18 protein-coding genes are annotated in these 20,774 nt (G+C 61.9%); 14 read left to right on the top strand and 4 right to left on the bottom strand.

Features of this window, described 5'->3' with window-relative positions:
- The first annotated feature begins 188 nt into the window (after positions 1 to 188).
- The 3 genes from PQR53_RS12860 to PQR53_RS12850 all read left to right on the top strand — a co-directional run bounded on the left by PQR53_RS12860 (position 189) and on the right by PQR53_RS12850 (position 3,867).
- The gene (locus PQR53_RS12860; RefSeq protein WP_408453927.1) at positions 189 to 1,754 is read left to right on the top strand and encodes an AMP-binding protein; all 1,566 of its coding nucleotides are present in this window, start codon (positions 189 to 191) and stop codon (positions 1,752 to 1,754) included.
- 47 nt (positions 1,755 to 1,801) lie between these two features.
- Positions 1,802 to 2,647 carry an enoyl-CoA hydratase/isomerase family protein gene (locus PQR53_RS12855; protein WP_408453924.1) on the top strand — a complete coding sequence of 282 codons (846 nt, stop codon included), beginning with the start codon at positions 1,802 to 1,804 and terminating at the stop codon, positions 2,645 to 2,647.
- Positions 2,648 to 2,763: 116 nt separating this feature from the next.
- Positions 2,764 to 3,867, top strand: a complete 1,104-nt coding sequence (locus PQR53_RS12850) for a CaiB/BaiF CoA transferase family protein (RefSeq protein ID WP_408453921.1) — start codon at positions 2,764 to 2,766, stop codon at positions 3,865 to 3,867.
- Between the two features lie 68 nt (positions 3,868 to 3,935).
- Here the strand turns inward: PQR53_RS12850 and PQR53_RS12845 are convergent, their stop codons facing one another.
- The 3 genes from PQR53_RS12845 to PQR53_RS12835 all read right to left on the bottom strand — a co-directional run bounded on the left by PQR53_RS12845 (position 3,936) and on the right by PQR53_RS12835 (position 8,257).
- The gene (locus tag PQR53_RS12845; RefSeq protein ID WP_408453918.1) at positions 3,936 to 5,474 is read right to left on the bottom strand and encodes a methyl-accepting chemotaxis protein; all 1,539 of its coding nucleotides are present in this window, start codon (positions 5,472 to 5,474) and stop codon (positions 3,936 to 3,938) included.
- A gap of 17 nt (positions 5,475 to 5,491) precedes the next feature.
- Positions 5,492 to 6,904 (bottom strand): MFS transporter, encoded by a 1,413-nt coding sequence (locus PQR53_RS12840; protein ID WP_408453915.1) that lies wholly within the window; start codon positions 6,902 to 6,904, stop codon positions 5,492 to 5,494.
- 258 nt (positions 6,905 to 7,162) lie between these two features.
- Positions 7,163 to 8,257, bottom strand: coding sequence for a porin (locus PQR53_RS12835; protein ID WP_408453912.1), 1,095 nt, complete (start codon positions 8,255 to 8,257; stop codon positions 7,163 to 7,165).
- Positions 8,258 to 8,588: 331 nt separating this feature from the next.
- On the opposite strand from PQR53_RS12835, the gene PQR53_RS12830 reads away from it, so the two are divergent.
- From PQR53_RS12830 to PQR53_RS12800, 7 genes are all read left to right on the top strand, one after another.
- Positions 8,589 to 9,167, top strand: coding sequence for a UbiX family flavin prenyltransferase (locus PQR53_RS12830; protein WP_408453909.1), 579 nt, complete (start codon positions 8,589 to 8,591; stop codon positions 9,165 to 9,167).
- Between the two features lie 267 nt (positions 9,168 to 9,434).
- Positions 9,435 to 10,622: an FAD-dependent monooxygenase gene (locus PQR53_RS12825; protein WP_408453907.1), complete on the top strand. Its 1,188-nt coding sequence runs from the start codon at positions 9,435 to 9,437 to the stop codon at positions 10,620 to 10,622.
- Positions 10,623 to 10,650: 28 nt separating this feature from the next.
- On the top strand, positions 10,651 to 11,193 hold the full coding sequence (locus PQR53_RS12820) for a VOC family protein (RefSeq protein ID WP_408453904.1): 543 nt from the start codon (positions 10,651 to 10,653) through the stop codon (positions 11,191 to 11,193).
- Positions 11,190 to 12,551, top strand: coding sequence for a fumarylacetoacetase (gene fahA / locus PQR53_RS12815; protein ID WP_408453901.1), 1,362 nt, complete (start codon positions 11,190 to 11,192; stop codon positions 12,549 to 12,551). The genes PQR53_RS12820 and fahA overlap by 4 nt, the downstream gene beginning before the upstream one ends.
- Complete coding sequence (locus tag PQR53_RS12810; RefSeq protein WP_408453898.1) at positions 12,548 to 13,324, top strand: alpha/beta fold hydrolase; 777 nt, start codon at positions 12,548 to 12,550, stop codon at positions 13,322 to 13,324. The genes fahA and PQR53_RS12810 overlap by 4 nt, the downstream gene beginning before the upstream one ends.
- Positions 13,325 to 13,582: 258 nt before the next feature.
- On the top strand, positions 13,583 to 15,148 hold the full coding sequence (locus PQR53_RS12805) for a UbiD family decarboxylase (protein WP_408453895.1): 1,566 nt from the start codon (positions 13,583 to 13,585) through the stop codon (positions 15,146 to 15,148).
- A gap of 179 nt (positions 15,149 to 15,327) precedes the next feature.
- Positions 15,328 to 16,260, top strand: coding sequence for a LysR family transcriptional regulator (locus PQR53_RS12800; RefSeq protein WP_408453892.1), 933 nt, complete (start codon positions 15,328 to 15,330; stop codon positions 16,258 to 16,260).
- Between the two features lies 1 nt (position 16,261).
- Here the strand turns inward: PQR53_RS12800 and PQR53_RS12795 are convergent, their stop codons facing one another.
- Positions 16,262 to 16,780, bottom strand: coding sequence for a MarR family winged helix-turn-helix transcriptional regulator (locus PQR53_RS12795; protein ID WP_408453889.1), 519 nt, complete (start codon positions 16,778 to 16,780; stop codon positions 16,262 to 16,264).
- A gap of 134 nt (positions 16,781 to 16,914) precedes the next feature.
- Between PQR53_RS12795 and PQR53_RS12790 the strand changes: the two genes are divergently transcribed.
- The 4 genes from PQR53_RS12790 to PQR53_RS12775 all read left to right on the top strand — a co-directional run bounded on the left by PQR53_RS12790 (position 16,915) and on the right by PQR53_RS12775 (position 20,727).
- Complete coding sequence (locus tag PQR53_RS12790; protein WP_408453886.1) at positions 16,915 to 17,709, top strand: SDR family NAD(P)-dependent oxidoreductase; 795 nt, start codon at positions 16,915 to 16,917, stop codon at positions 17,707 to 17,709.
- A gap of 417 nt (positions 17,710 to 18,126) precedes the next feature.
- Positions 18,127 to 18,594 carry a FecR family protein gene (locus tag PQR53_RS12785; protein ID WP_408453883.1) on the top strand — a complete coding sequence of 156 codons (468 nt, stop codon included), beginning with the start codon at positions 18,127 to 18,129 and terminating at the stop codon, positions 18,592 to 18,594.
- On the top strand, positions 18,591 to 19,205 hold the full coding sequence (locus PQR53_RS12780; RefSeq protein ID WP_408453880.1) for an OmpA family protein: 615 nt from the start codon (positions 18,591 to 18,593) through the stop codon (positions 19,203 to 19,205). The genes PQR53_RS12785 and PQR53_RS12780 overlap by 4 nt, the downstream gene beginning before the upstream one ends.
- Before the next feature lie 37 nt (positions 19,206 to 19,242).
- Positions 19,243 to 20,727, top strand: coding sequence for a CHASE2 domain-containing protein (locus PQR53_RS12775; protein WP_408453877.1), 1,485 nt, complete (start codon positions 19,243 to 19,245; stop codon positions 20,725 to 20,727).
- Positions 20,728 to 20,774: the final 47 nt, after the last annotated feature.

The raw sequence follows: 20,774 nt of genomic DNA, 5'->3' as shown, positions 1-20,774 counted from the left end.
TATCGAGTAAATCGAATAACGGATACCGTCCCGCGGGCGCTCTGCGCGGGACAGTCCAATTGTTCGTCAATTTCTATGAATCGTTGCGGATAATTTGATTCTCGTTATATACGCCCGGCGCTAACATACAGAACTTAGGTACCTCGGTTAGCTACCTGATACTCGCCCCATGGAAGGAGATAGAAACAATGATCAATCTGCGAGTCGGCGACCTGGTCGTTCGCAATGCCGAGCGCTCACCCGATGCGGCCGCGCTTATCGAAGGCAATCGCGTTATAAGCTGGCACGAGCTCGATCGGACCACCAATCGTATCGCCAACGGACTGCTGCAGGCAGGACTCGTCAAAGGCGATCGCGTGGCGACGATCGTGCGTAACGGCGCAGCGTCAGTCGAGATGATTTTCGCGCTGGCCAAGGGCGGTCTGCTGGCCGTACCGATCAACTACGGCCTCACCCCTGCCGAGATCAAGGTGCTGTTCGACGATTCAAAGCCGAACGCGATCGTAATCGACGCGGAATTCGTCGACGCATTCGGTGCACTGCTCGACCGTCCCGGCGTATCCGTGATCGTGCGGGGAGAGAATGCGGCACGGCCTGGCTGGATCAGTCATCACGAATTGTGTGCGAACGCGGCCGATACAACCCCGCCTGTTGAAAACGATCCCGACGAAATCCGCACGATCCGCTATACGAGCGGCACGACCGCCGCGCCGAAAGGATGTCTCGGCACGCACCGGCAGATTCTCTCGAGCATCAATAACTTCTTCACGCAGTTGCCCGTGGCGAAAGACGGCCCGTTCCTGCAAATGCTGCCGCTGTTCTCCGGTGCGGGAATCTGGATGGCAATCGCGGCGGCCTGGCACGGTGTCGGCAATGTACTGATGGCCGATTTCAACCCGCAAACCGCGCTGCGGCAGATCGAAACCCATCGCGTCACGCACACTTGCGGTGTGCCGACGATGATGAGCCGCCTGGTCGATGAACTATCGAAATCCAGCTACCAGATCGAGTCGCTGCGTCTGTTCGGCTATACCGGCGCGAAAATGCCGCCCAACACGATCCGCCGCGCGCTTGAAGTCTTGCAGTGCGATTTCTACCAGGGTTTCGGCGGCGGGGAAATGGGTGGGCTCGTTTCGTATCTGATGCCTGAAGATCACCGCACGGCGCGCGAGCAAGGCGGTGCGCCTGCCAAGCTGGCGTCGGCAGGACAGCCCGCGCGCTACGCGGAAATCTGCATTCGCGACCTGAAGGACGGCACGCCGCTACTCACCGCGAACGAGGTGGGCGAAATCACCGTGCGCTCGCCCAGCAACTTCTCCGGCTATCTGAATCGGCCTGAAGAAACCGCCAGGACCTTGCGCGGCGAATGGGTCTATACGGGCGACGTCGGATACCTCGACGACGACGGCTATCTGTTTGCCGTCGACCGCGCGAAAGACATGGTCGTGACGGGCGGGATGAATGTGTCGTCCGCGGAAGTCGAGGCCGTGCTGTCAGAGCACCCCGCGGTAGGAACCGTCGCCGTGATCGGCTTGCCGAGCGAAGAATGGGGTGAACAGGTCACCGCCGTCGTCTCGCTGCGCGATGGATTCGAGGTATCGGAAGCCGAACTCATCGGCTTTGCTCGCAAGCAACTCGCCGGCTACAAATCGCCCAAGGCGGTACATTTCATTTCGACCTTCCCGATGAACAGCGTCGGGAAGATCCTCAAACGCGAACTTCGCGACCAGCTCGCACCAGGCAAACGCGGCTGAGCCGACAGAGCTGGCGCCCGATTTTTCACTACGCTTAAGGAGACATCATGGATTGGACATTGAACCGCTCATCCGGCCCGCGCGGCTATCTGATCGAGAAAGAAGAGTTTGAAACGATCGAAATCACGATGCCGGAAGAAGGCATCGCCAAACTCACGCTGAAACGCCCCGACAAGCTGAACGCTTTCAACTCCGCGATGATCGGCGAGATTCGCGCGGCGATGTGGCGCCTCAATTACGACGACAGCGTGCGCGTGATCGTGCTCACCGGCGAGGGCCGCGGCTTTAGCGCAGGCCGCGACGTGAAGGAATTGCAGGGCGAACGCGGCATGCCGCTGCCGCACTATCGTGCCTACGTGCGCGCCAATCACGATATGCTCGACGATCTCGAAGCGATTGAAAAGCCCGTGATCGCAGCGATCAACGGTATTTGCGCGGGCGGCGGTATTGAACTGGCCGCGTCGTGCGATTTCCGTTTCGCGTCGAAGCAGGCCACCTTCCTGCTGCCGGAAATCTTCATCGGCGTGATTCCAGCGTCGGGTGCATGCTCGCGCATGATCCAGATGATCGGCATCGAGAACGTGAAGGACCTGGTCATGACGGGCCGTACCGTCGACGCGGAAGAAATCCGCAGCATGGGCTTCGTGCGCCGCGTGGTCGAACACGATCAGCTGGAAGCCGAAGCATTCGCGTTTGCGAAGCTGCTGATGAAGGGCGCGCCGCAAGCAGTCGGCATCGGCAAGCACGTCACCAACACGTGCCAGAACGTCGATACCGAAACGGGACGTCTGTTCGAGCGGCTCGCACAATCGTCGCTGGTCGGCACCGCCGACTCGACGGAAGGCGTGCGCTCTTTCATCGAGAAACGTCCGCCGAAATTCACTGGCCGTTAAATTGGCTGTTAATTTTGGCCGCTAGGCACGGCCATTAAGCGAAGCGCTGATTCCGCGCATCTGGCGCCCGCGTGAAGCGGGCGTCTTCTTTTCCACCACTCGATGCAGGTATCGACTTGAAGCTCTCAGGTATCCGCGTACTCGATTTCTCCCGCTTCATGGCGGGTCCACTCATCTCGTCGATCATGGCCGACCACGGGGCCGACGTCGTCAAGGTCGAAGGGCCGGACGGCGATCCGACGCGCGCCGGCCGGCGCACCCGTGCCACGCAAAATGCCGGCGATTCGTTTTCGGCGCTCAATCGCGGCAAGCGCAGCATCGTGCTCGATCTGAAGCAGCCAGCAGACCGTAACGCCGCGCTCGAACTGATTCGCAATGCGGACGTCCTGATCGAATCGTTCAGCCCGGGCGTCACCACGCGGCTGGGCATCGATGCGGAGGTTGTGCGGCAGTTGAACCCGCGGCTCGTCTACTGTTCGATCAGTGCATTCGGTCAAAGCGGTCCGTTGCGCGATGCCGCGGGCCACGATCCCGCCGTGCAGGCCCTCGCAGGCATTTTGCCGCTCGATCGCAACGGCGCGCCGGTGATTCCGGCCGTGTCGATCGCGTCGTGGTGTAGCGCGCATAGTGCGCTTGCCGGCATTCTGATGGCCCTGATCGCGGCACGCACCTCCGGTCTGGGCGACCATATCGACATCTCGATGCATGACGTTGCGCTGAGCACGCGCCCCAACGCGCTCTTTAACGCATTGGCGGAAAGCGCCGCAGCCGACGTCACGCTCGGCTACGCGATGCTGGAGCCGTACGAAACCGGAGACGGTGGATGGCTATGCCTGGGTGCTGGCGAACCGCGCTTTGCCCGTGCGCTGCTGACTGCGCTCGAACGACCCGATCTGGTTGCCGTCGCGCTCGATAAGCCGGGCGCCGCGCAAGACCCGCTGCGCGTTTTTCTTGCTGAGGTGTTCAGGCGCAAGCCGCTTGCCGAGTGGCTTGAATGGCTGGCCGCCCATGCGATCAGTGCGGTCCCGGTATTGCGCTATGCGCAGGCGGTGCGGCACGAGCACGTCAGCGCACGCGGCATGTTGCTCGCCGACCCGCAAGGTAATCTGCATCTCGACACGCCGATCCGCTTCGAGCGTGAACCGGGGAAGCCCAATCTGCATGTGCCGGCGCTCGGCGAACATACGGCGGAAATACGCACTGCGGCGGGCCTGAGCTAGATTGTGTCAGTGACGGGACTCGCATGCCGCGTCCCGTCTCGTCTGCCGCAGGCCTCGATCTTCAATCATCAATCGCTGCCCATCACACGGAACACGGCGACCTGCCGTCCCAACTCCAGCGATTGCTGATCGAGCGTCTGCGCGGCAGCACTGGCCTGCTCCACCAGCGCGGCGTTTTGTTGCGTGATCGAATCCATCAGTCCGATCGCCGCATCCAGTTGTTCGATGCCCGAGCGCTGCTGTTCCGCCGCATCCACGATCCCGCTCATCATCGTCGAGAAGCGCTGCGCTGCAACCAGCACGTTGTTCATCGCGTGGGTCGCGTCCACGGCGAGTGCCGTCCCGTCGACGATCGCGCCGACCGAGTCCGCGATCAGTCCGCCGATCTCCTTTGAAGCCGTCGACGCATGCTGCGCCAGCGCGCGCACCTCGGCGGCGACGACCGCGAAGCCCCGGCCGTGCTGACCTGCCCGCGCGGCCTCGACCGCTGCATTCAGCGCGAGGATGTTGGTCTGAAAGGCGATGCCTTCAATGACCTGAGTGATATCGGCGATCCGGCGAGAACTGCCGTCGATCCGCAACATCGTGCTGTTCATCTGACCGATCGTCGCGCTGCCGTGTTTCGCGGCGAGCGACGCTTCATCGGCCAGCATGCGGGCCTGTTGTGCCTGGTCGACGTTCTGCCGCACCGTCGCCGTGAGTTCGGTCATGCTCGCCGCCGTCTGTTCGAGCGATGCGGCCTGCTCTTCGGTACGCGACGACAGATCGAGCGTGCCCGCTGCGATTTCACGCGTCGCCGTGCCGATGGATTCGCAACTGCGACGCACGGTCATCACCGTATGCGATAACTGCGTCTGCATCGCGCGCAGTCCGCGCAGCAGCAGACCCATTTCATCGCCACGCGAGGTGGCGATGTCTCTGCGCAGTTCACCCGACGCAATCGCTTCGAAGTGCGCGAGCGTATCGGCAAGCGGCTTCATGATCGCGCGGCGCAGGCTGGCCCAGCTGAAGACCGCCGCCAGAATGCCCAGCGCAATCAATACGCTCGACCCTGCGACGAACAGGTTGAAATAACCCTCGGCTGCCAGGTAGCTGCGTTTTGCGTTCTCGTAGAGCGCGCGCTTCAGCTGGTCGTTGGCCACGTTCATGTCGTTGAACAACGGACTCAACTGCACGGTACCGATCTTCGTCGCCTTGTCCTGATCGTTGTTTCTGAGCGCGTCGATAAAGGCATTCATGGCGTCGCGTAACGCGTCGCGCCGCTGCGTTGCCGCCTCGATCAACGGGGCTTCGTTCGGCTCGTGCACGCCATCGACGAAGCGCCGCCAGGCAGCGTCCGACTGCCGGAAATATTCGCTCGCGCGTTTGATCTGCTCCTGCGCGCGGGCCGCGTCGGCTTGCGCCGTGACGCCGCCCAGCACGAGCCGCGTTCGGGCGATCGATAGCTCGGCCTCGCCGATGTGAATGGTCGCGGCCAGCTTGTTCTCGTACGTATCGCGATTCGCGCGGTTCGCCCTATAAGCGCCCGATAACCCGAGCGCGCCGATCACCAGCATCAACGCCGCCAGCAGGACCATCGTCAGGGCAATGCGCGTTTGCAACGACATGGTCCGTCGTCCATTCTTCATTCGGGCACGTCCTCACGACCCGCAGCCGCATGCTTGAGCGTGGCCGGATACCGCAGGCTCGCAGCGGCGTCGTTCGCGTGTTGCGCCCCGAAGCGGACGCGGTACAGCAGTGCAAGCACGGTCGAAAAGACGGCGGCGATCAGAAACAGCGCCGAGGCCGCGTAGAACAGTTGCGCGATGGGCAGATGCATGGACAGCAGCAGCCCGCCGATCAGCGGGCCGGAAACGGAGCCGATCTTGCCCACCGATATCGCACTGCCCACACCGGCGGAGCGAAATGAGGTCGGGTAAATCATGCCCGCGACCGCGTATAACCCGTATTGCGCGCCGACCACGCAGAAGCCCGTGGCGAACACGGCGAGCATCAGCCAGCCCTCGGACATGCCGAGACCGAGCAGCGCGACGACCGGGCAACCGACGGCGGGCAGCGAGATGATCGCGAGCACGCCATGACGATCGACAAAGCGGCACAGAATCAGACCGCCCAATACCCCGCCGACGGAGAACATCGTGGTGATCAGGCCCGCACTTTGCGGATTGATGCCCACGCCTTCCATGAGAATCGGCAACCAGTTCTGCAGAAAGTACAGCGCCATCGAGTTGACGATGAAGACGACCCACAAGAGCGGCGTGATGGCACGCAAGCCGTCGGAGAAAATCAGCTTGAGCACGAAGCGCTTCTTTTCCTGCACCTCGCCGGGCACGAACTGCGCATCGGCGGGAAGCGTCAACTCGGGGCGCAGACGCGCCACCAGCCGGCGCACCGTTTCGACGCTGCGACGCTGCACCACCAGCAGCTTGGCCGACTCGGGCAACATGAAGATCAGCAGCAGCGCGACAATCAACGATCCCGCTCCACCGACCACGAACATCACCGGCCAGCCATAGCGATGAATCAGCGCCGATGAAACCAGACCGCCCGAGCCCGCACCGATCGAAAAGCCCGAGAACATCAGCGTGACCCATGTGGCACGCAGGCGCCGCGGCGCATATTCCGCCACCAGCGCGACCGAGTTCGGAATGACACCGCCCATGCCTAGCCCGGCGAGAAAACGCAGCAGCATCAGATCGCGCAGCGAGGTGGCCCACACCGAAACGAGCGTCAACACCCCGAAAAAGAGACTCCCGATGATGATCGCCTTCTTCCGGCCAAGGCGGTCGCCCAGGTAGCCGAAGATGAACGAACCGATCAGCGTGCCGAACAGGCCGGCCCCGAAAACGGCACCAAACCCGCCACGCGCCACATGCCATTCCTTGATGATGGCCGGCGCGGCAAACGACACGGCGGTTTGATCGTAGCCGTCCATCAGCATGATCAGGAAACACCAGAACAGCAGGCCGACGGCGAATCGTCCTGTCTTTTGTTCTTCTATGAGGGCTGCAATATTGAAAGTCCGATCTGCTTGCATGTGCGTCCTAGTTGCCTCGTCCGACGGATACGCGGCGAGAGATACACGTATCTGCCTTGTTCTTTTCACGGTGGCGTCGCCGGGCTGCCTCAATATACGGGGTACCCGTGCGCAACAGAATCAAAAAATCGCGATGAAGAGATAGAAAAAAGTGAATAAATGCGCGTGCCACGCAGCCTGCCACGACGGCTGCGCCCTATCTTCATCCGCGCTTCCCGCGTCGCTCTCACGCCATGTCGCCTCCTCCGTCTGGACGCTTTAGAACATTTGATTGATGCCGATCCGGCCCACTGTCTGCGCGCTGGAACTCGACGGCAGATAACCGAATTGCTCAGCCTTTGCATTCGGTCCCGACGCGCGCTGCAGCGCCACGCCTCCGTAGATCTGCGTGCGCTTGGACAGGTAGTGGGTGAGGAACAGGTTGTACTGGTTGTAGGTTAGCCCTTCGAAAAGCGAGCGGTTGTACGAAACGCCGAGCACATAGAGGCGCGCGCCGCCGCTCAGATCGATATTCACGCCGGCCTGATAATTGCGTTCAGACGCGGAACCCTGGGCGTTTTCGAACTTGACGTCGGTAAAGGTCGCGTGTGGGATGAAACTGCCGAGCGTGACCGAACCGCCTAACGCGATCGTGCTGTAGCGTTGCGCGTTGAACATCGTGCCCTGCCGCAGCGTCTGGCCGAGCAGCGACGTGAGTCCGAACGTGCCGAAGATGTCCGCCGTGCGGTCGTGCGACATGGTGTACGCGGCACCCAGCTTCACGAGGCCGTTCTGGTAACGCCCACCGAGACTGTACTGGCGCCCGGCGCTGAAATCGCCGGCCTGTCCGCCAAAGCTGTTCATGAAGCCGGCCTGGAAGCCGTGGTAGTCGATCGTTTCGTACTTCAGCGAATTGTCGAGTGCATGCGTGTTCGCAAGGCCGTCGAAGTTGCCGACCGTGTAGAACGACGAGATCCCCGGCACCGAATTGTTCAGGCCGCCGACGTACTCGTACACGTAGTCCGGAATGTGGCCGAGGCTCAGGGAGCCGAAGCGGTCATTCGAGACGCCCACGTAAGCGTCGCGATTGAAGAAGCTGGTCGGATTGATCTGGGCGCCCGTGTTGGTCAGGAAGCCGGACTCCAGCCGCGCGAACACCTTGTTGCCGCCGCCGATATCCTCCGTGATGAGAAAACCGAATCGGTCCGGCGTGCGCTTGCCGGCGGATTCCTGATACACATGCGCGCCGTGTGAGTTCGACACGAAGTCGAGGCCGACGTCGATGCTGCCGTACAGCGTGACCGACGACTGCGCGAACGCAGGGCAACTCAGCGCAGCCGCGCAGCTGCCAAGCAACAGGCTTTTCTTGTTCAACGGTTGTCTCCAATGTTTTTTTTGTTGCCGGCTGCCTCGATCGGGCGCCGGCTGAACGACATGGGTGGCCGGCCTGCGGCGACACGCGTTGTTTCGTGTTCCGGGTAGAGCGGTTTTCACATGTTGCGCAGAGTGTAGCGAAGTCGTTTGCGATTTTGAATCGTGAAATATTTATCAATCAATCGAACAAATCGAAAAAAGCCGATTATCGATCAGTGTAATTACCAGGGCACCGCTTTAAATGCCCCGCGCGGCTTCAATTCTCTCGAATCAGCGTGCTAACATCCGTCGCGTTATACGAATCCCTATTCCCGCACCACGGAGAAACGACATGCAAGTCAGAGCAATGCCACCGCGGCGTATCGTGGTCGGAATCAGCGGCGCGTCGGGCGTCATCTATGGTGTCCGGCTGTTGCAGCTGCTGCGTCAGCTGGAAATCGAGACGCATCTGGTGATGAGCCGTTCGGCCCAGGTCACGCTCGCGCACGAGTCCGATTACACCGTCGCCGACATCCGCGCCATGGCGACCGTCTGCTATGCGCACGCCGATATCGGCGCCGCGATTTCCAGCGGATCGTTCCCGGTACTCGGCATGATCGTCGCGCCCTGCTCGATCAAAACGCTGTCGGAAGTGGCCACGGGCGTGACCAGCAGCCTGCTTTCCCGCGCTGCCGACGTGACCTTGAAGGAGCGCCGTCGCCTCGTGCTGATGGTGCGCGAGACGCCGCTGCACCTCGGCCATCTGCGCAGCATGACGAGCGTGACCGAAGCCGGCGCGATCATCTATCCGCCGGTGCCGGCGTTCTACGCGAACCCCGATTCGATCAGCGACATGGTCGATCACACGCTCGGACGCGTGCTCGATCTGTTCGGCCTCGAAACGTCGACGGTGCAGCGTTGGGGGATGTAAGCGACGGCAATCAGTGACTGCAATAGCACCCGCCATAAGCACCCGCGAGCGCCCCTGACCGCGCTCATTGCGCGGGTTTTTACCAGGCCCGTTTAATTATCAAAATTGGTTAATGATTCATTCGGATTCTTTTGCTTCTTTAGTGTGAGGCATTGAATTAAAGTGGTTACCGATTTCCCGGGGTTTATTACCAACAAGTTTTATCGATTGATTGATAAATAATCTCGATAAAGCAGGTGCCCATTACGAAAAAGGTCCAATCGTCGAATGAAGATAGTTATTGCAGGTGCCGGTATTGGCGGGTTGACGGCTGCCGCCGCCTTACTGAAGAAGGGCTTCGATGTCACCGTTCTCGAGCAGGCGCAGGCGCTCAAGGAGATCGGCGCCGGGGTTCAGCTGAGTCCAAACGCAACACGCGTGCTATATCAGATCGGCGCCGGCAACACGCTCGAGGGCCTCGCCTGCGAGCCGCCCGGCAAGTGTGTGCGGCTCTGGAACACCGGCCAGACCTGGCGTCTCTTCGACCTCGGCGCGCAATCGCGCGAAACGTACGGTTACCCCTATTTCACGCTGCATCGCGCGGACCTGCATCAGGTGCTCGCCGACGTCGTGCGCGCGTTGAAGCCGCAGGCGATCCGCCTCAATCAGAAGGTGGAAAGTTTCGAGCAGGTCGGCGACATCGTCAAAGTGCAAACCGTGAGCGGCGAAGTCTACGAGTGCGATCTGCTGATCGGCGCCGACGGCGTTCACTCGCGGGTTCGCCGTGGCTTGTTCGGCCCGGACGAGCCGGTGTTTTCAGGCGTGATGGCGTGGCGTGGCGTGATCGATGCAGCCGCGCTCCCCGAGCACCTGCGCTCGCCGCATGGCACAAACTGGGTCGGCCCCGGCGCGCACGTGATTCACTATCCGCTGCGCGACAACAAGCTGATCAATTTCGTCGGCGCGATCGAACGCACCGGCTGGGAAGTCGAGTCCTGGTCTGAGCGCGGCACGCTCGAAGAATGTCTGAACGATTTCGAGGGCTGGCACGAGGACGTGCGCGCGCTGATTTCCGCGATCGACATTCCCTACAAATGGGCCTTGATGGTCCGCGAGCCGATGCCGCGCTGGAGCTCCAAGGGCGTGACCCTGCTCGGCGACGCGTGTCATCCGACGCTGCCGTTCCTCGCCCAGGGCGCGGGGATGGCCATTGAAGACGGCTACCTGATTGCACGCTGCCTCGAACGTTATGCCGGCGATCTGCCGCGGGCACTCGAGCGTTACGAAGCGTTGCGCCTCGATCGCACTGCGCGCGTGGTGCGCGGCTCGGCCGCCAACACCACCCGTTTTCACAACCCGGCGCTCGCACATGCAGAAGGCGCGGCAGCTTATGTCGACACCGAGTGGAACGAAGCGCGCGTGAAAGAACGCTATAACTGGCTGTTCGAATACAACGTCGACACGGTCGAAGTCTGACCGCTTGTTACACGACAAGGAGACACCTGTGTCCGCATCCAACACTCCAATACCCGCTGTGCTCGGTCTGCACCATTTCGCGTGGCGCTGCCGCGATGCCGAGGAAACACGCCACTTCTACGAGGACCTGCTCGGGCTTCCGCTGGTTCATGTGATTCGTCTGGACCGTGTGCCGAGCACGGGCGAATATTGCCCGTATGTGCATCTGTTCTTCGAAATGGCCGACGGCTCGAACATTGCATTTTTCGATCTCGGCGACAACACCGCGGCGCTGCCGTCACCAAATACGCCGCCGTGGGTGAATCACCTCGCCTTGCGGCTCGCCTCACTCGACGAACTCGAAACCATGAAGCAGCGGCTCGCCGCTCATGGCGTCGAGGTTCTCGGCGTGACCGATCACCACTTCGTGAATTCCATCTATTTCTTCGACCCGAACGGCATCCGCCTCGAACTGACGGTGCCGGTCGCGCCGGCGGAAGAGCTCGCGGGCTATAAATTGCAGGCGCGTCCGGCGCTCGACGCCTGGACTGCGGAACGACAGGCAGCCGAACCGGAGACACGCCCCGCATGAGCGCCCTGAATCTCACGCACGATCCCGCGCGGCGCAGCTGGGTCGAGTCCGCCAATCTGCCCGGTGCGGACTTTCCGGTGCAGAACCTGCCGTTCGGCGCCTTCAGGCGCGCCGGAGAAACGCACATGGGTGTGGCGATCGGCGAGCGCGTCGTCGATCTGCGGGTCTTGCACGAAGCCGCGCTGCTCGACGGCGACGCGGCGATTGCCTGCGCCGCCGCCTGCGACGGCTCGCTGAACGAATTGATGGCGCTCGACAGCCGCTATATCAGCGCGCTGCGTCATGCGTTGTCGGATTTATTGCGCAGCAACGCACCGCAACGAGCGTGGCTTGAAGAACGAATCGACGCGTTGCTGCCGCGAATTGCCGACGTTACGCTCACGCTGCCGTGTGCAATCGGCGATTACACGGACTTCCTGACCTCGCTGCACCACACCGAACGGCACGGCCGCTACAAAGGCCTGGCCGACCCGTTGCCGGCGGCGTTCAAGTCGCTGCCGATCGCCTATCACGGCCGCGCGTCGTCGATCTGCGTGAGTGGTGGCGAAATCCGCCGACCGCACGGCCAGTATCGCGACGCCGATGGCAACGTGCGATTCGGGCCCGCGCCGATGCTCGACTTCGAACTGGAACTGGCGGGCCTGATTGGCCGAGGCAACACACTAACGCAGCCGATTCCGATCGACGCAGCGCGCAATCATATCTTCGGCTATTGCCTGTTGAACGACTGGTCGGCAAAGAGCATTCAATGGTTCGAGCAGGTACTCGGTCCGTTCCTCGGCAAGAGTTTTCATTCGAGCCTCTCGCCGTGGATCGTGACCGAAGAGGCGCTCGCCCCGTTTCGCAAGACGGCGGCGCCCCGCGCGCCTGGCGATCCGGCGATCATGCCGCATCTGCATGGCGTGCATGATCAGGAAAGTGGCGGTCTGCATCTCGAACTGGAAGCGCATTTGTCGACCGCGAAGCTGCGTACTGAAGGTGCTGAAGCCGTACGAATCACACGTACGCATCTGGACAATCTGTACTGGACCTTCGCGCAGATGGTCGCGCACCACACCAGCAACGGCTGCAATCTGCGCACCGGCGATCTGCTCGGCAGTGGCACGATCTCCGGCGCCAGCGACGAATCGCGCGCCTGCCTCACCGAACTGAGCAATGCCGGCAAAGATCCGCTTACGCTACCCAACGGCGAAACGCGGACCGCGCTCGAAGATGGCGACGAGATCATTCTGCGTGCCCGTGCAAACCGCCCGGGCGCCGTGTCGATTGGCTTCGGCGAATGCCGTGGCCGCATCGCCGCCGCACTCACGTTCGAGCGTTCCGGTACGTCCCCGCGAACCGAAGGAGTGTCCGCATGACGACCGGCAACACGACCGTGAACGGCTATGTGCAATTCGGCCACGGGCCGCGCAAGGCGCTCGTGCTGAGCGGCTGGTTCGGCAGCTCGGCCGACTGGACCGCGCTCAGTACGTCGCTCGATCCTGACAGCTTCACGTATGTCTTCTTCGACTATCGCGGCTACGGCCGCTCGTTCGATCTCGCCGGCGAATTTACGTTCGACGAAGTGGCCCGCGACGTGCTCGCGCTCGCCGATCATCTGGGTTGGCAGCGCTTCAGCCTGATCGGTCATTCGATGGGTGGCATGGCCATGCAGCGCGTGCTGCTGGCGGCGCCGGAGCGGATCGAGAAAATGGCCGGCGTGTCGCCCGTGCCCGCATGCGGCTCGCGAATGGACGAAGCCCGCCTGCGCGGTTTTTCCAGCGCGATCGACGATGCCGACAAGCGCGCGGCGATCATTCACTTCTCGACCGGCAACCGGCTGAGCGCCCGCTGGAGCGCACATCTGGCGAGCGAATCCGTGCGCCTGTCGCGCCCCGAGGCGTTCGCCGCTTATCTGCCACAATGGGCAAGCAGCGATTTCTCCGCGGAGATTGCGGGCAACCCGGCGCCCGTGCGGCTTTTCATCGGCGAACACGACCCGACGATCACCGCCGACCTGATGGATCGCACATGGCTCGCCTGGTATCCTTACGCGAGCGTCGAAACGCTTAAAAACGCGGGACATTACGCGATGTACGAAGTACCGGTGGCGTTGGCTACCGCGCTGGAAAGCTGGCTAAAACTGGCATGAAATCGCGCGCACGCCGTTGGCCGGCGTGTGCTGCTTGCTGCAGCATGACAAGACCCCCTTCATAATGTCCGCGCTGATCGCCGTGTGCCACTCGAGACCGTCACTCACCGCGTGCTGAGCCGTGGCGGCTGCACCTCGCGCCGGGAGTGAACGTTACCGGCGCCGGCGGTGTTGCCGCACAGCTCGCGGCAACAGCGGTGTCGATACGCTTCTGAACACACCGGCGCGCGCGACCTACTACTAGAAACGGAGAAGATAGTGAGACCCAAGACAGCGATCCCGTCGACCGCACAAGGCACAGCATTGCCGGACCTCGAACAGTTCCGGCTGCGCCGCTTCCTCGACTCGCTCGACGACACCGAACTCGAACGTCACGACCAGCCGGTCGACCTCGCCGACGTCGCCGCGATCATGGAAGGTAACCCGCGGGCTGTCTGGTTCACACGACCTTCGGGCAACACGATAGCGCTCGCCGGCAGCGTCACGGCCAGCCGCTCACGCCTCTCGAAGGCATTCGATACGACACCGGCGCAGCTGCTTGAAGTGGTGCGTGAACGGCTGCGCAACAAAGGCAAGCTGGTTGAAGTGAGCCAGGCCGAAGCGCCGGTTCAGCAAGTCGTGCTGACGGGCGACGACTGCGATTTCACGAGCTTGCCGGTGCATTTGCAACATGATCTGGACGGTGCGCCCTATATTTCTGCATCGATCGATTTCGCTGTCGATCCAGACACGGGCTGGACCAACGTCGGCATCCGCCGTCTGATGCTGCGTGGACGCCGCACCGCGGGCATCGATCTGGTCGCGCCGTCTGATCTGCGTGCCATCTCGATCGCTCACTCGAAACGCGGCGAGCGTCTGCCCATCGCCTTCGCAGTGGGTACGCACCCGATCGATCACGTCGGCGCGACGATGCGTATTCCGGCCGACGAGCTCGAACTCGTCGCCGCGCTGCGCGGCGCGCCGATGGGCGTCGTCAAGTGCATCACCAGCGACCTGCTCGTGCCGGCCGACGCCGAATTCATCCTCGAAGGCTATCTGGACGAGCGCGGCCACGCGGAACCTGAAGGACCGTACGGCGAATTCCTCGGCTATTACGGCGGCATCAAAACCAATCCCGTGTTTCATCTGACGGCGATCACGCACCGTCGCGATGCGGTGTTTCAGACCTGCACGATCGGCGGCCGCACGATGGCTCGCACGGATACCGCGCAACTCGCCGCGCTGCGCACCGAAGTCACCGTCTGGCGCGCGCTTGAAACCGCCGTGCGCGAAATCAAGAGCGTCTATGCGAGCCCCGCAACGGGCGGCATGTTCAACGTGCGGATCGCGTTGCAACAGCGCGTGCCAGGCGAAGCGCGCAATGCGATCGCCGCGGTCTTCGCATCGCTCGCGAATGTGAAGCACGTGTTCGTGGTCGATCCGGACATCGATATCTACTCCGACGAACAGATGGACTGGGCGCTCGCCACGCGCTTCCAGGCCGACCGCGATCTGGTCACCTTTAACGGCATGCGCGCGATGCCGCTCGATCCTTCGCTCGCCGGTGCGGCCGTCACGGCGAAGGCCGGCTTCGATTTGACGCTGCCGCTGCTGCCGCCCGGCGCGCAGCGTCCGCTCGAACACCGCGTTCCGTCGCCGCCGGCCTACGAGGGCGCGCGCTTCGAATCGCTCGAAGCGGCTCTCGAACACGGGCCGAAGCGCTTTACCGAACTGATGTCCGCTATCCAGACGCGCGACGGCCGGGAAATCGTGCGCTGGCTCGAAGATGTCGGCGCGACACGCGCTATCGTCCGGGACGAAGAAGGGCGCTACTTGTTTGCATGAGATTGCGCTGTCGTAATTGAAAGCTGAATGCCGCGCCGGCTCCCGGGGAGACCGCGCGCACCGCTTTTCGTGGCTCGCCCGCGCCGGAAACCAGGTGTTGTCCCCGTCGCGGGCGCCAAACCAAAAGGGATAGAATCGCGGCCTGCTCATTGCGCCCGGTAGATAAAGGATCGTTGCAGATGAACCTGTCCCTCAAGCAACTCAAGGTGTTTCTCGGCGTGGCGAACGCGTCGAGCTTTACCAAGACCGCGCAAAGCATGCATTTGAGCCAAGCCGCGCTGAGCGCCATCATCCGCGAGCTTGAAACCCAGTTGCAGTGCCGTCTGCTGGAGCGGACCACGCGTACGGTGTCGCTGACCGAAGCCGGCCGCATGTTCTATCCGACGGCGATGAAAATCGTCGAGGCACTCGAACGATCGGTGATCGAGCTCAACGAACTCGGTCGTCAAAAGCAGGCTTCCCTATTGCTCGGCTGCACGCCGATGATTGCCGCGAGCCTGATGCCGCAGGTCCTTGCGCGCTTCGCGCAGATCCAGCCGGAATCGCATATCGAACTCGTCGACCGGCCGCCGAGTGAATTGCTCAAAATGGTCGAGGAAGGCGATCTGGATGCTGCGTTCGGGATTTTCTTTTCGCAATTGTCGGGTATTGAACGGGTACCGATCTTCCCGACACGTCTCGTGGCGGTTTCGTCCGCTGACGAAGCGGCGTCGGGATTGGGCCCGACGCAGCGCGACGGCGTGCGCTGGAGCGCGCTCGAAGGCCTGCCGCTCATTACGCTTCCCAAAGACAATCCGCTGCAACGGCTGATCGAGGCTTCACTCTCGAAGGAAGACATCACCGTCGGGCGGCGCACCGTGGTGGGCCATTTGCAGACCGCGATTGCCATGGCACACGAAGGGCTAGGCGTCGCGATCATGCCGTCGTTTTGCGAACACATCTGCCAGCACTACCGGGTCCGAATCGATGTCATCCGGCCCGAAGTCGAATTTTCGTTCTATCGGATCACGCGAGGCGGCCGCGACACGCTCACCGTGCTGGACCAGTTCACTGAAATGTTCGCGGAAGCCGCGCAGAAAAAACCGGTCCTCGTGACGAACGGATCGCGGTGAATTATTCCTCCTCACGGCCGCTATAGGCCGCAAGAAATTCATCCGAGGCAACCAGGTCGGCGAGCGCGCGCAACGTGGCCGCTGAATCGGGGCCCAGTACCGATTCGACCCGCTGATTCGCCATCGCCCAATGTTCGATGGCCTCGCCAAGCCGCGCCTCGCCAACGGTTGTGAGTGTCCCGCGTTTGGTACGCCGGTCCTGCTCGTCAGGCTGCAACTCGACGAGGCCGTCGCGCACAAGAGGTCTGAGCGCATGAGTCAGGGCGGAAATCTGAATCGCAAGCTTTCCCGCCAGATCCTGCAGCGTGGGCGCTTGTCCATCATTGGCCGCTGCCCACCGCTGGATTTCCGATAGCAGACCCACCTGGGTTGCCTTCAGGCCCGAAGGCGCGAGTGCATCGTCGTACAGATTGCCCAACCGGCGTGCGGCGCGCCGCAGCGCGGTATTGGTACATGCGAGGACCTCGTAGGTGCTTGGCTCTTCATCGCGTGTGGAAGCCGATACGTTTCGTTTCTTCATTTCATCACCGTTATTTCCCATAACGTAAGCATGGTTGAGTACAACACCATTGACAAGTACCCACTATATACCCATATACTTGAGCCCTCAATTAAACAATTGAGCACTCAACTTATATGATCTGGAGAAACGCAATGACTGCTAGCAAAAACACCGCCCTGGTAACCGGTGCCTCTTCCGGCATCGGCGCCGTCTATGCCGATCGGCTGGCTGCGCGCGGCTACGATCTCATTCTGGTGGCACGGCGCGCGGACCGCCTCTCGGCACTGTCGCAAAAGCTGTCGGAAACCTACGGGGTCAAGGTCCAGGTACTCGTGGCGGACCTCGCGCAGGAAGCCGATCTTGCCAAGGTCGAAGATGTGCTGGCCAACGATTCCAGCGTGACGCTTCTGGTCAACAACGCCGGCCTCGCGCGCCTTGGCCCTCTGGCGAAAACGCCGGTGAGCGACTCGATGGCACAGCTGAACCTCAACGTCACGGCGCTGACACGTCTGACCCATGCGGTGCTACCTCGGCTCCTCGCCCGCAACGAAGGCAACATCATCAATGTCGCGTCGGTGCTATCGGTTCACTCGTGGGAAACCAGCGCTGTCTATAGCGGCACCAAGGCCTATGTGCTGACATTCAGCCGGGGACTCCAGGACGAACTGAAGAACACCGGTGTCAGGCTACAGGTAGTTTTGCCGGCAACGACGGCTACGGAGATCTGGGACGAGTCGGGCATACCGCTGTCTACCCTGCGGGAGGAATCGGTGATGAGCACAGAGAACATGGTCGACGCGGCGCTGGTTGGCTTCGATCGGGGCGAGAGCCTCACCTGGCCGTCCGTGGCAGACGAAAGCCTGTGGGAAAAGTACGATGCCGCTCGCGCCGCCCTATTCGCCGCTACGCAAACCGGCACACCTGCTCCGCGTTACCGGGTAGCGTAACGCGCCTGTTCTTTCGAGTCGCCAGTGTCTTTAGGAAACCTGATATTCGCTGTTGTCTCGCTGTATTCCAGACAGCGGCGAAATTGGCCTTGCATGCGTCCAGGCAGTCCAACATCGGCTTGCATAGCGCGATGTGGCTGTCGACACAGCAATTCGCAATTTCGTCGCCAACATCTACCTGAACGAAAACCTCCACGAATCGATACGCCGTTGAAGCACTACGTACTATCGCGCCGCGGCTCGTTCGCCATTGCGCGCCATTCGTGAGCGAATCGACATACCTATACGGGTATCTCCTGACGTGGCCGAATCGTTAACTCGGCAGAATGGTCCACCAGGCTGTATGGGTCCGCTGGAGCGCTTATGTACTAGCCAGTGGCGCTGAAATGCTAAGCCACTTCCCTTCAGGTGCCGCCGATGCGTCTCCGATCCCTCAAATATCTCCTGATCCTTGCCTGCGGCTACATGGCTGCCGTCGATGCACGTGCCGACGACGCCGCCGGCGTCGTCAAGACACTCAAAGGTGCGGTGCAGATCGAGCGTGCTGGAGGAAGTTCCGGCGCGGCCATCGGCAGCGAGGTTTATGGCAGCGATCGCATCGTGACCGGTCCGGAATCATCCGTCGGCATCACGCTGCGTGACACCACGCAACTCTCGGCCGGCGCCAATACCATCCTCGACCTCAACAAATTCGCGTTCAACACCACGACCCACGACGGAGTGCTCGACGCCACCGTCAAACGCGGATCTCTCGCAGTGATTTCCGGGAAGCTAGCGAAGGCGAATCCGGATGCGGTCCGCTTCAGCACGCCGACCACTACCCTGGGCGTGCGCGGCACCGAATTCATCATCGAAGTCGGCGGCCACGGGGAGAATGGACGGTGAAGGCCATCATCCGAAGTTTCGGGCTGGCCTCTGCCGCGGCATTCGTCATGCTGCTTTTTCTCGCCGGGTGCAGCACGCCGGACAAAATTATTCTATTGCCGGATCCGGAGGGCAAAGTCGGTGCAGTCACAGTCCACAGCGCCACCGGAGAGCAAACCATAAACACGGCTTACGCCGAGGTCGACGTCACCAAGGGCGGCGCCATCGAAAAAACGGTGGACAGCCAATCCAGTGTGCAGACCCGCTATGGCGAGCTGCTCGCGGCGCGGCCTCCTCGCCCGATGACATTCACGCTCTTTTTTCTCTTCGACTCCGCCACCGAACTGGCGCCGGAGTCCGCCGCCACGGTCCAGAAGTTGAAAGCCGTGCTGGCGACGTGGCCTGCGCCTCAGCTCGTGGTGGTCGGTCACACCGATCTGGCAGGCTCGCAGGAATTCAATGACAGGCTGTCCATGCAGCGGGCGCAGACCGTTGCGGCATTCCTGATCAAGGCTGGCATTCCTGCCCGGCAAATAGAGACCGCCGCGCGGGGCAAGCGTGAGCCGCTGGTCCCCACGGCGGATGGCATTCCCCATCGCATGAATCGGCGCGCAGTCATCACCATTCAATGACCGCGCCAGTCATCGGCGCTAAATGGCCTTTCCTTCGATGAAACGCTATGACGCCCCATGGCCTGCCCGGATCAGGCGTCTGCTGAAGCGGGTCCAAGGGCGTCCGATGGCACTGGTGGTGTTGTTTGGCCTGAGCCTGCTCAACTTGTGCAGCGAATGGCCGAGCAACATAGCGCGTCCGGCTTATGTGAACGCGCTGAACGAGGCGCTGCCGGACTACTTTCAAACGGCGCGGCAACTTCTGTTCGACCAGTATCAACGACGCTTCCCGCGCATTCCGACCGCTCAGCCCGTGACCATTGTCGAGATCGATGAGGAGACGCTGGCCACCGTGGGCCAATGGCCGTGGCCGCGTAACCGGCTCGCGGACCTGGTCGATGCCATTGCGGCACAGAAACCGTTGGCGATCGGTCTCGACATTTACATGCCGGAGCCGGACCAGACCTCGCCCGACAAGGTGGCCGCCAATCTGCCGAAATCGGCCGCGGCGCTCGCCGCCGGCTTGCGGGCCCTGCCCAGTCATGAAGCCATTCTCGCCAGATCCTTGCGCGCGGCGCCGACCATACTGGGTGCCGCCGCGCTCGATCATGCCGCCTTCGGCAGCAGCACCGATCTGAGGAGCGCGCCGATCCTCGTGCATGGCGCCGATCCAATCGGCAGCGTAAGACGCTTTGAATATGTGCTGGCCAGTCTGCCGGAACTGCAAGCGGCAGCGCACGGGCAAGCGTTGCTGAGCGTGGCGCTCGAACAGGGCGTGGTCCGGCACATTCCCCTCGTCATGGGATTGAACGAGAAACTGGTTCCCAATCTGCCGATGGAAATGCTCCGTCTCGCCACAGGCTCAGCGGCGCTCGATGTGTTTGCCGATCCATCCGGCGTGCAAGCGGTAGGTGTCGCGGATGTTCAGGTGCCCACGCAGCCCGGCGGTGATATCTGGTTGCATTTCGCGTCCATCCGGTCGACGTTGAGCCGCTACGTGTCCGCACGCGACATCTTGCAGGGCAAAGTCGACCCGCAACGTCTCCGCGACAAACTGGTGCTGGTCGGACTGACCGGCGCCGGCGTGACCGACATGCGCACGACGGCGCTGGGCGAACTGGTGCCGGGCATCGAAATTCAGGCGCAGGTCATCGAGACGATTGTCGAGGGACGTTTCCTGCAGCGCCCCACCTGGCTGAAATGGGCAGAGAGCGCCTTCATCATGATGTTCGGGCTGCTGATCATCTGGTACGTGCCCCGCCCTCATTCGCGGTTTGCGGTGTTCATCAGAGTGGTCCCGAGGGGAGTCGCCGCGTTGGGCATATTCCTGCATCTGCTGAATCTTCTATGCTGCTTCTACATTTTCGTGCGCTTCGGACTGTTGGTCGATGCGACCTCGACTTTCATTATCCTGTCCGCGGTCATGGGCTGCTTCTTTTCACCCGCGTTGCTTCACGCCGACGAACAAGCCAGAGCGGAGACCGCACGCGCGCTGGCGCGTGAAAACGACAGCGAACGCACCGGCAACGCGCCACGACCTTGAGGCAGCCATAAGGTAGCGCTTGCGGGAATGGAGCCTGCTACTGTATC

It is taken from the genome of Paraburkholderia fungorum, assembly GCF_046027605.1.
In the GTDB taxonomy this organism is placed as follows: domain Bacteria; phylum Pseudomonadota; class Gammaproteobacteria; order Burkholderiales; family Burkholderiaceae; genus Paraburkholderia; species Paraburkholderia fungorum_F.
This window is presented reverse-complemented; position numbering and strand designations above follow the sequence as displayed.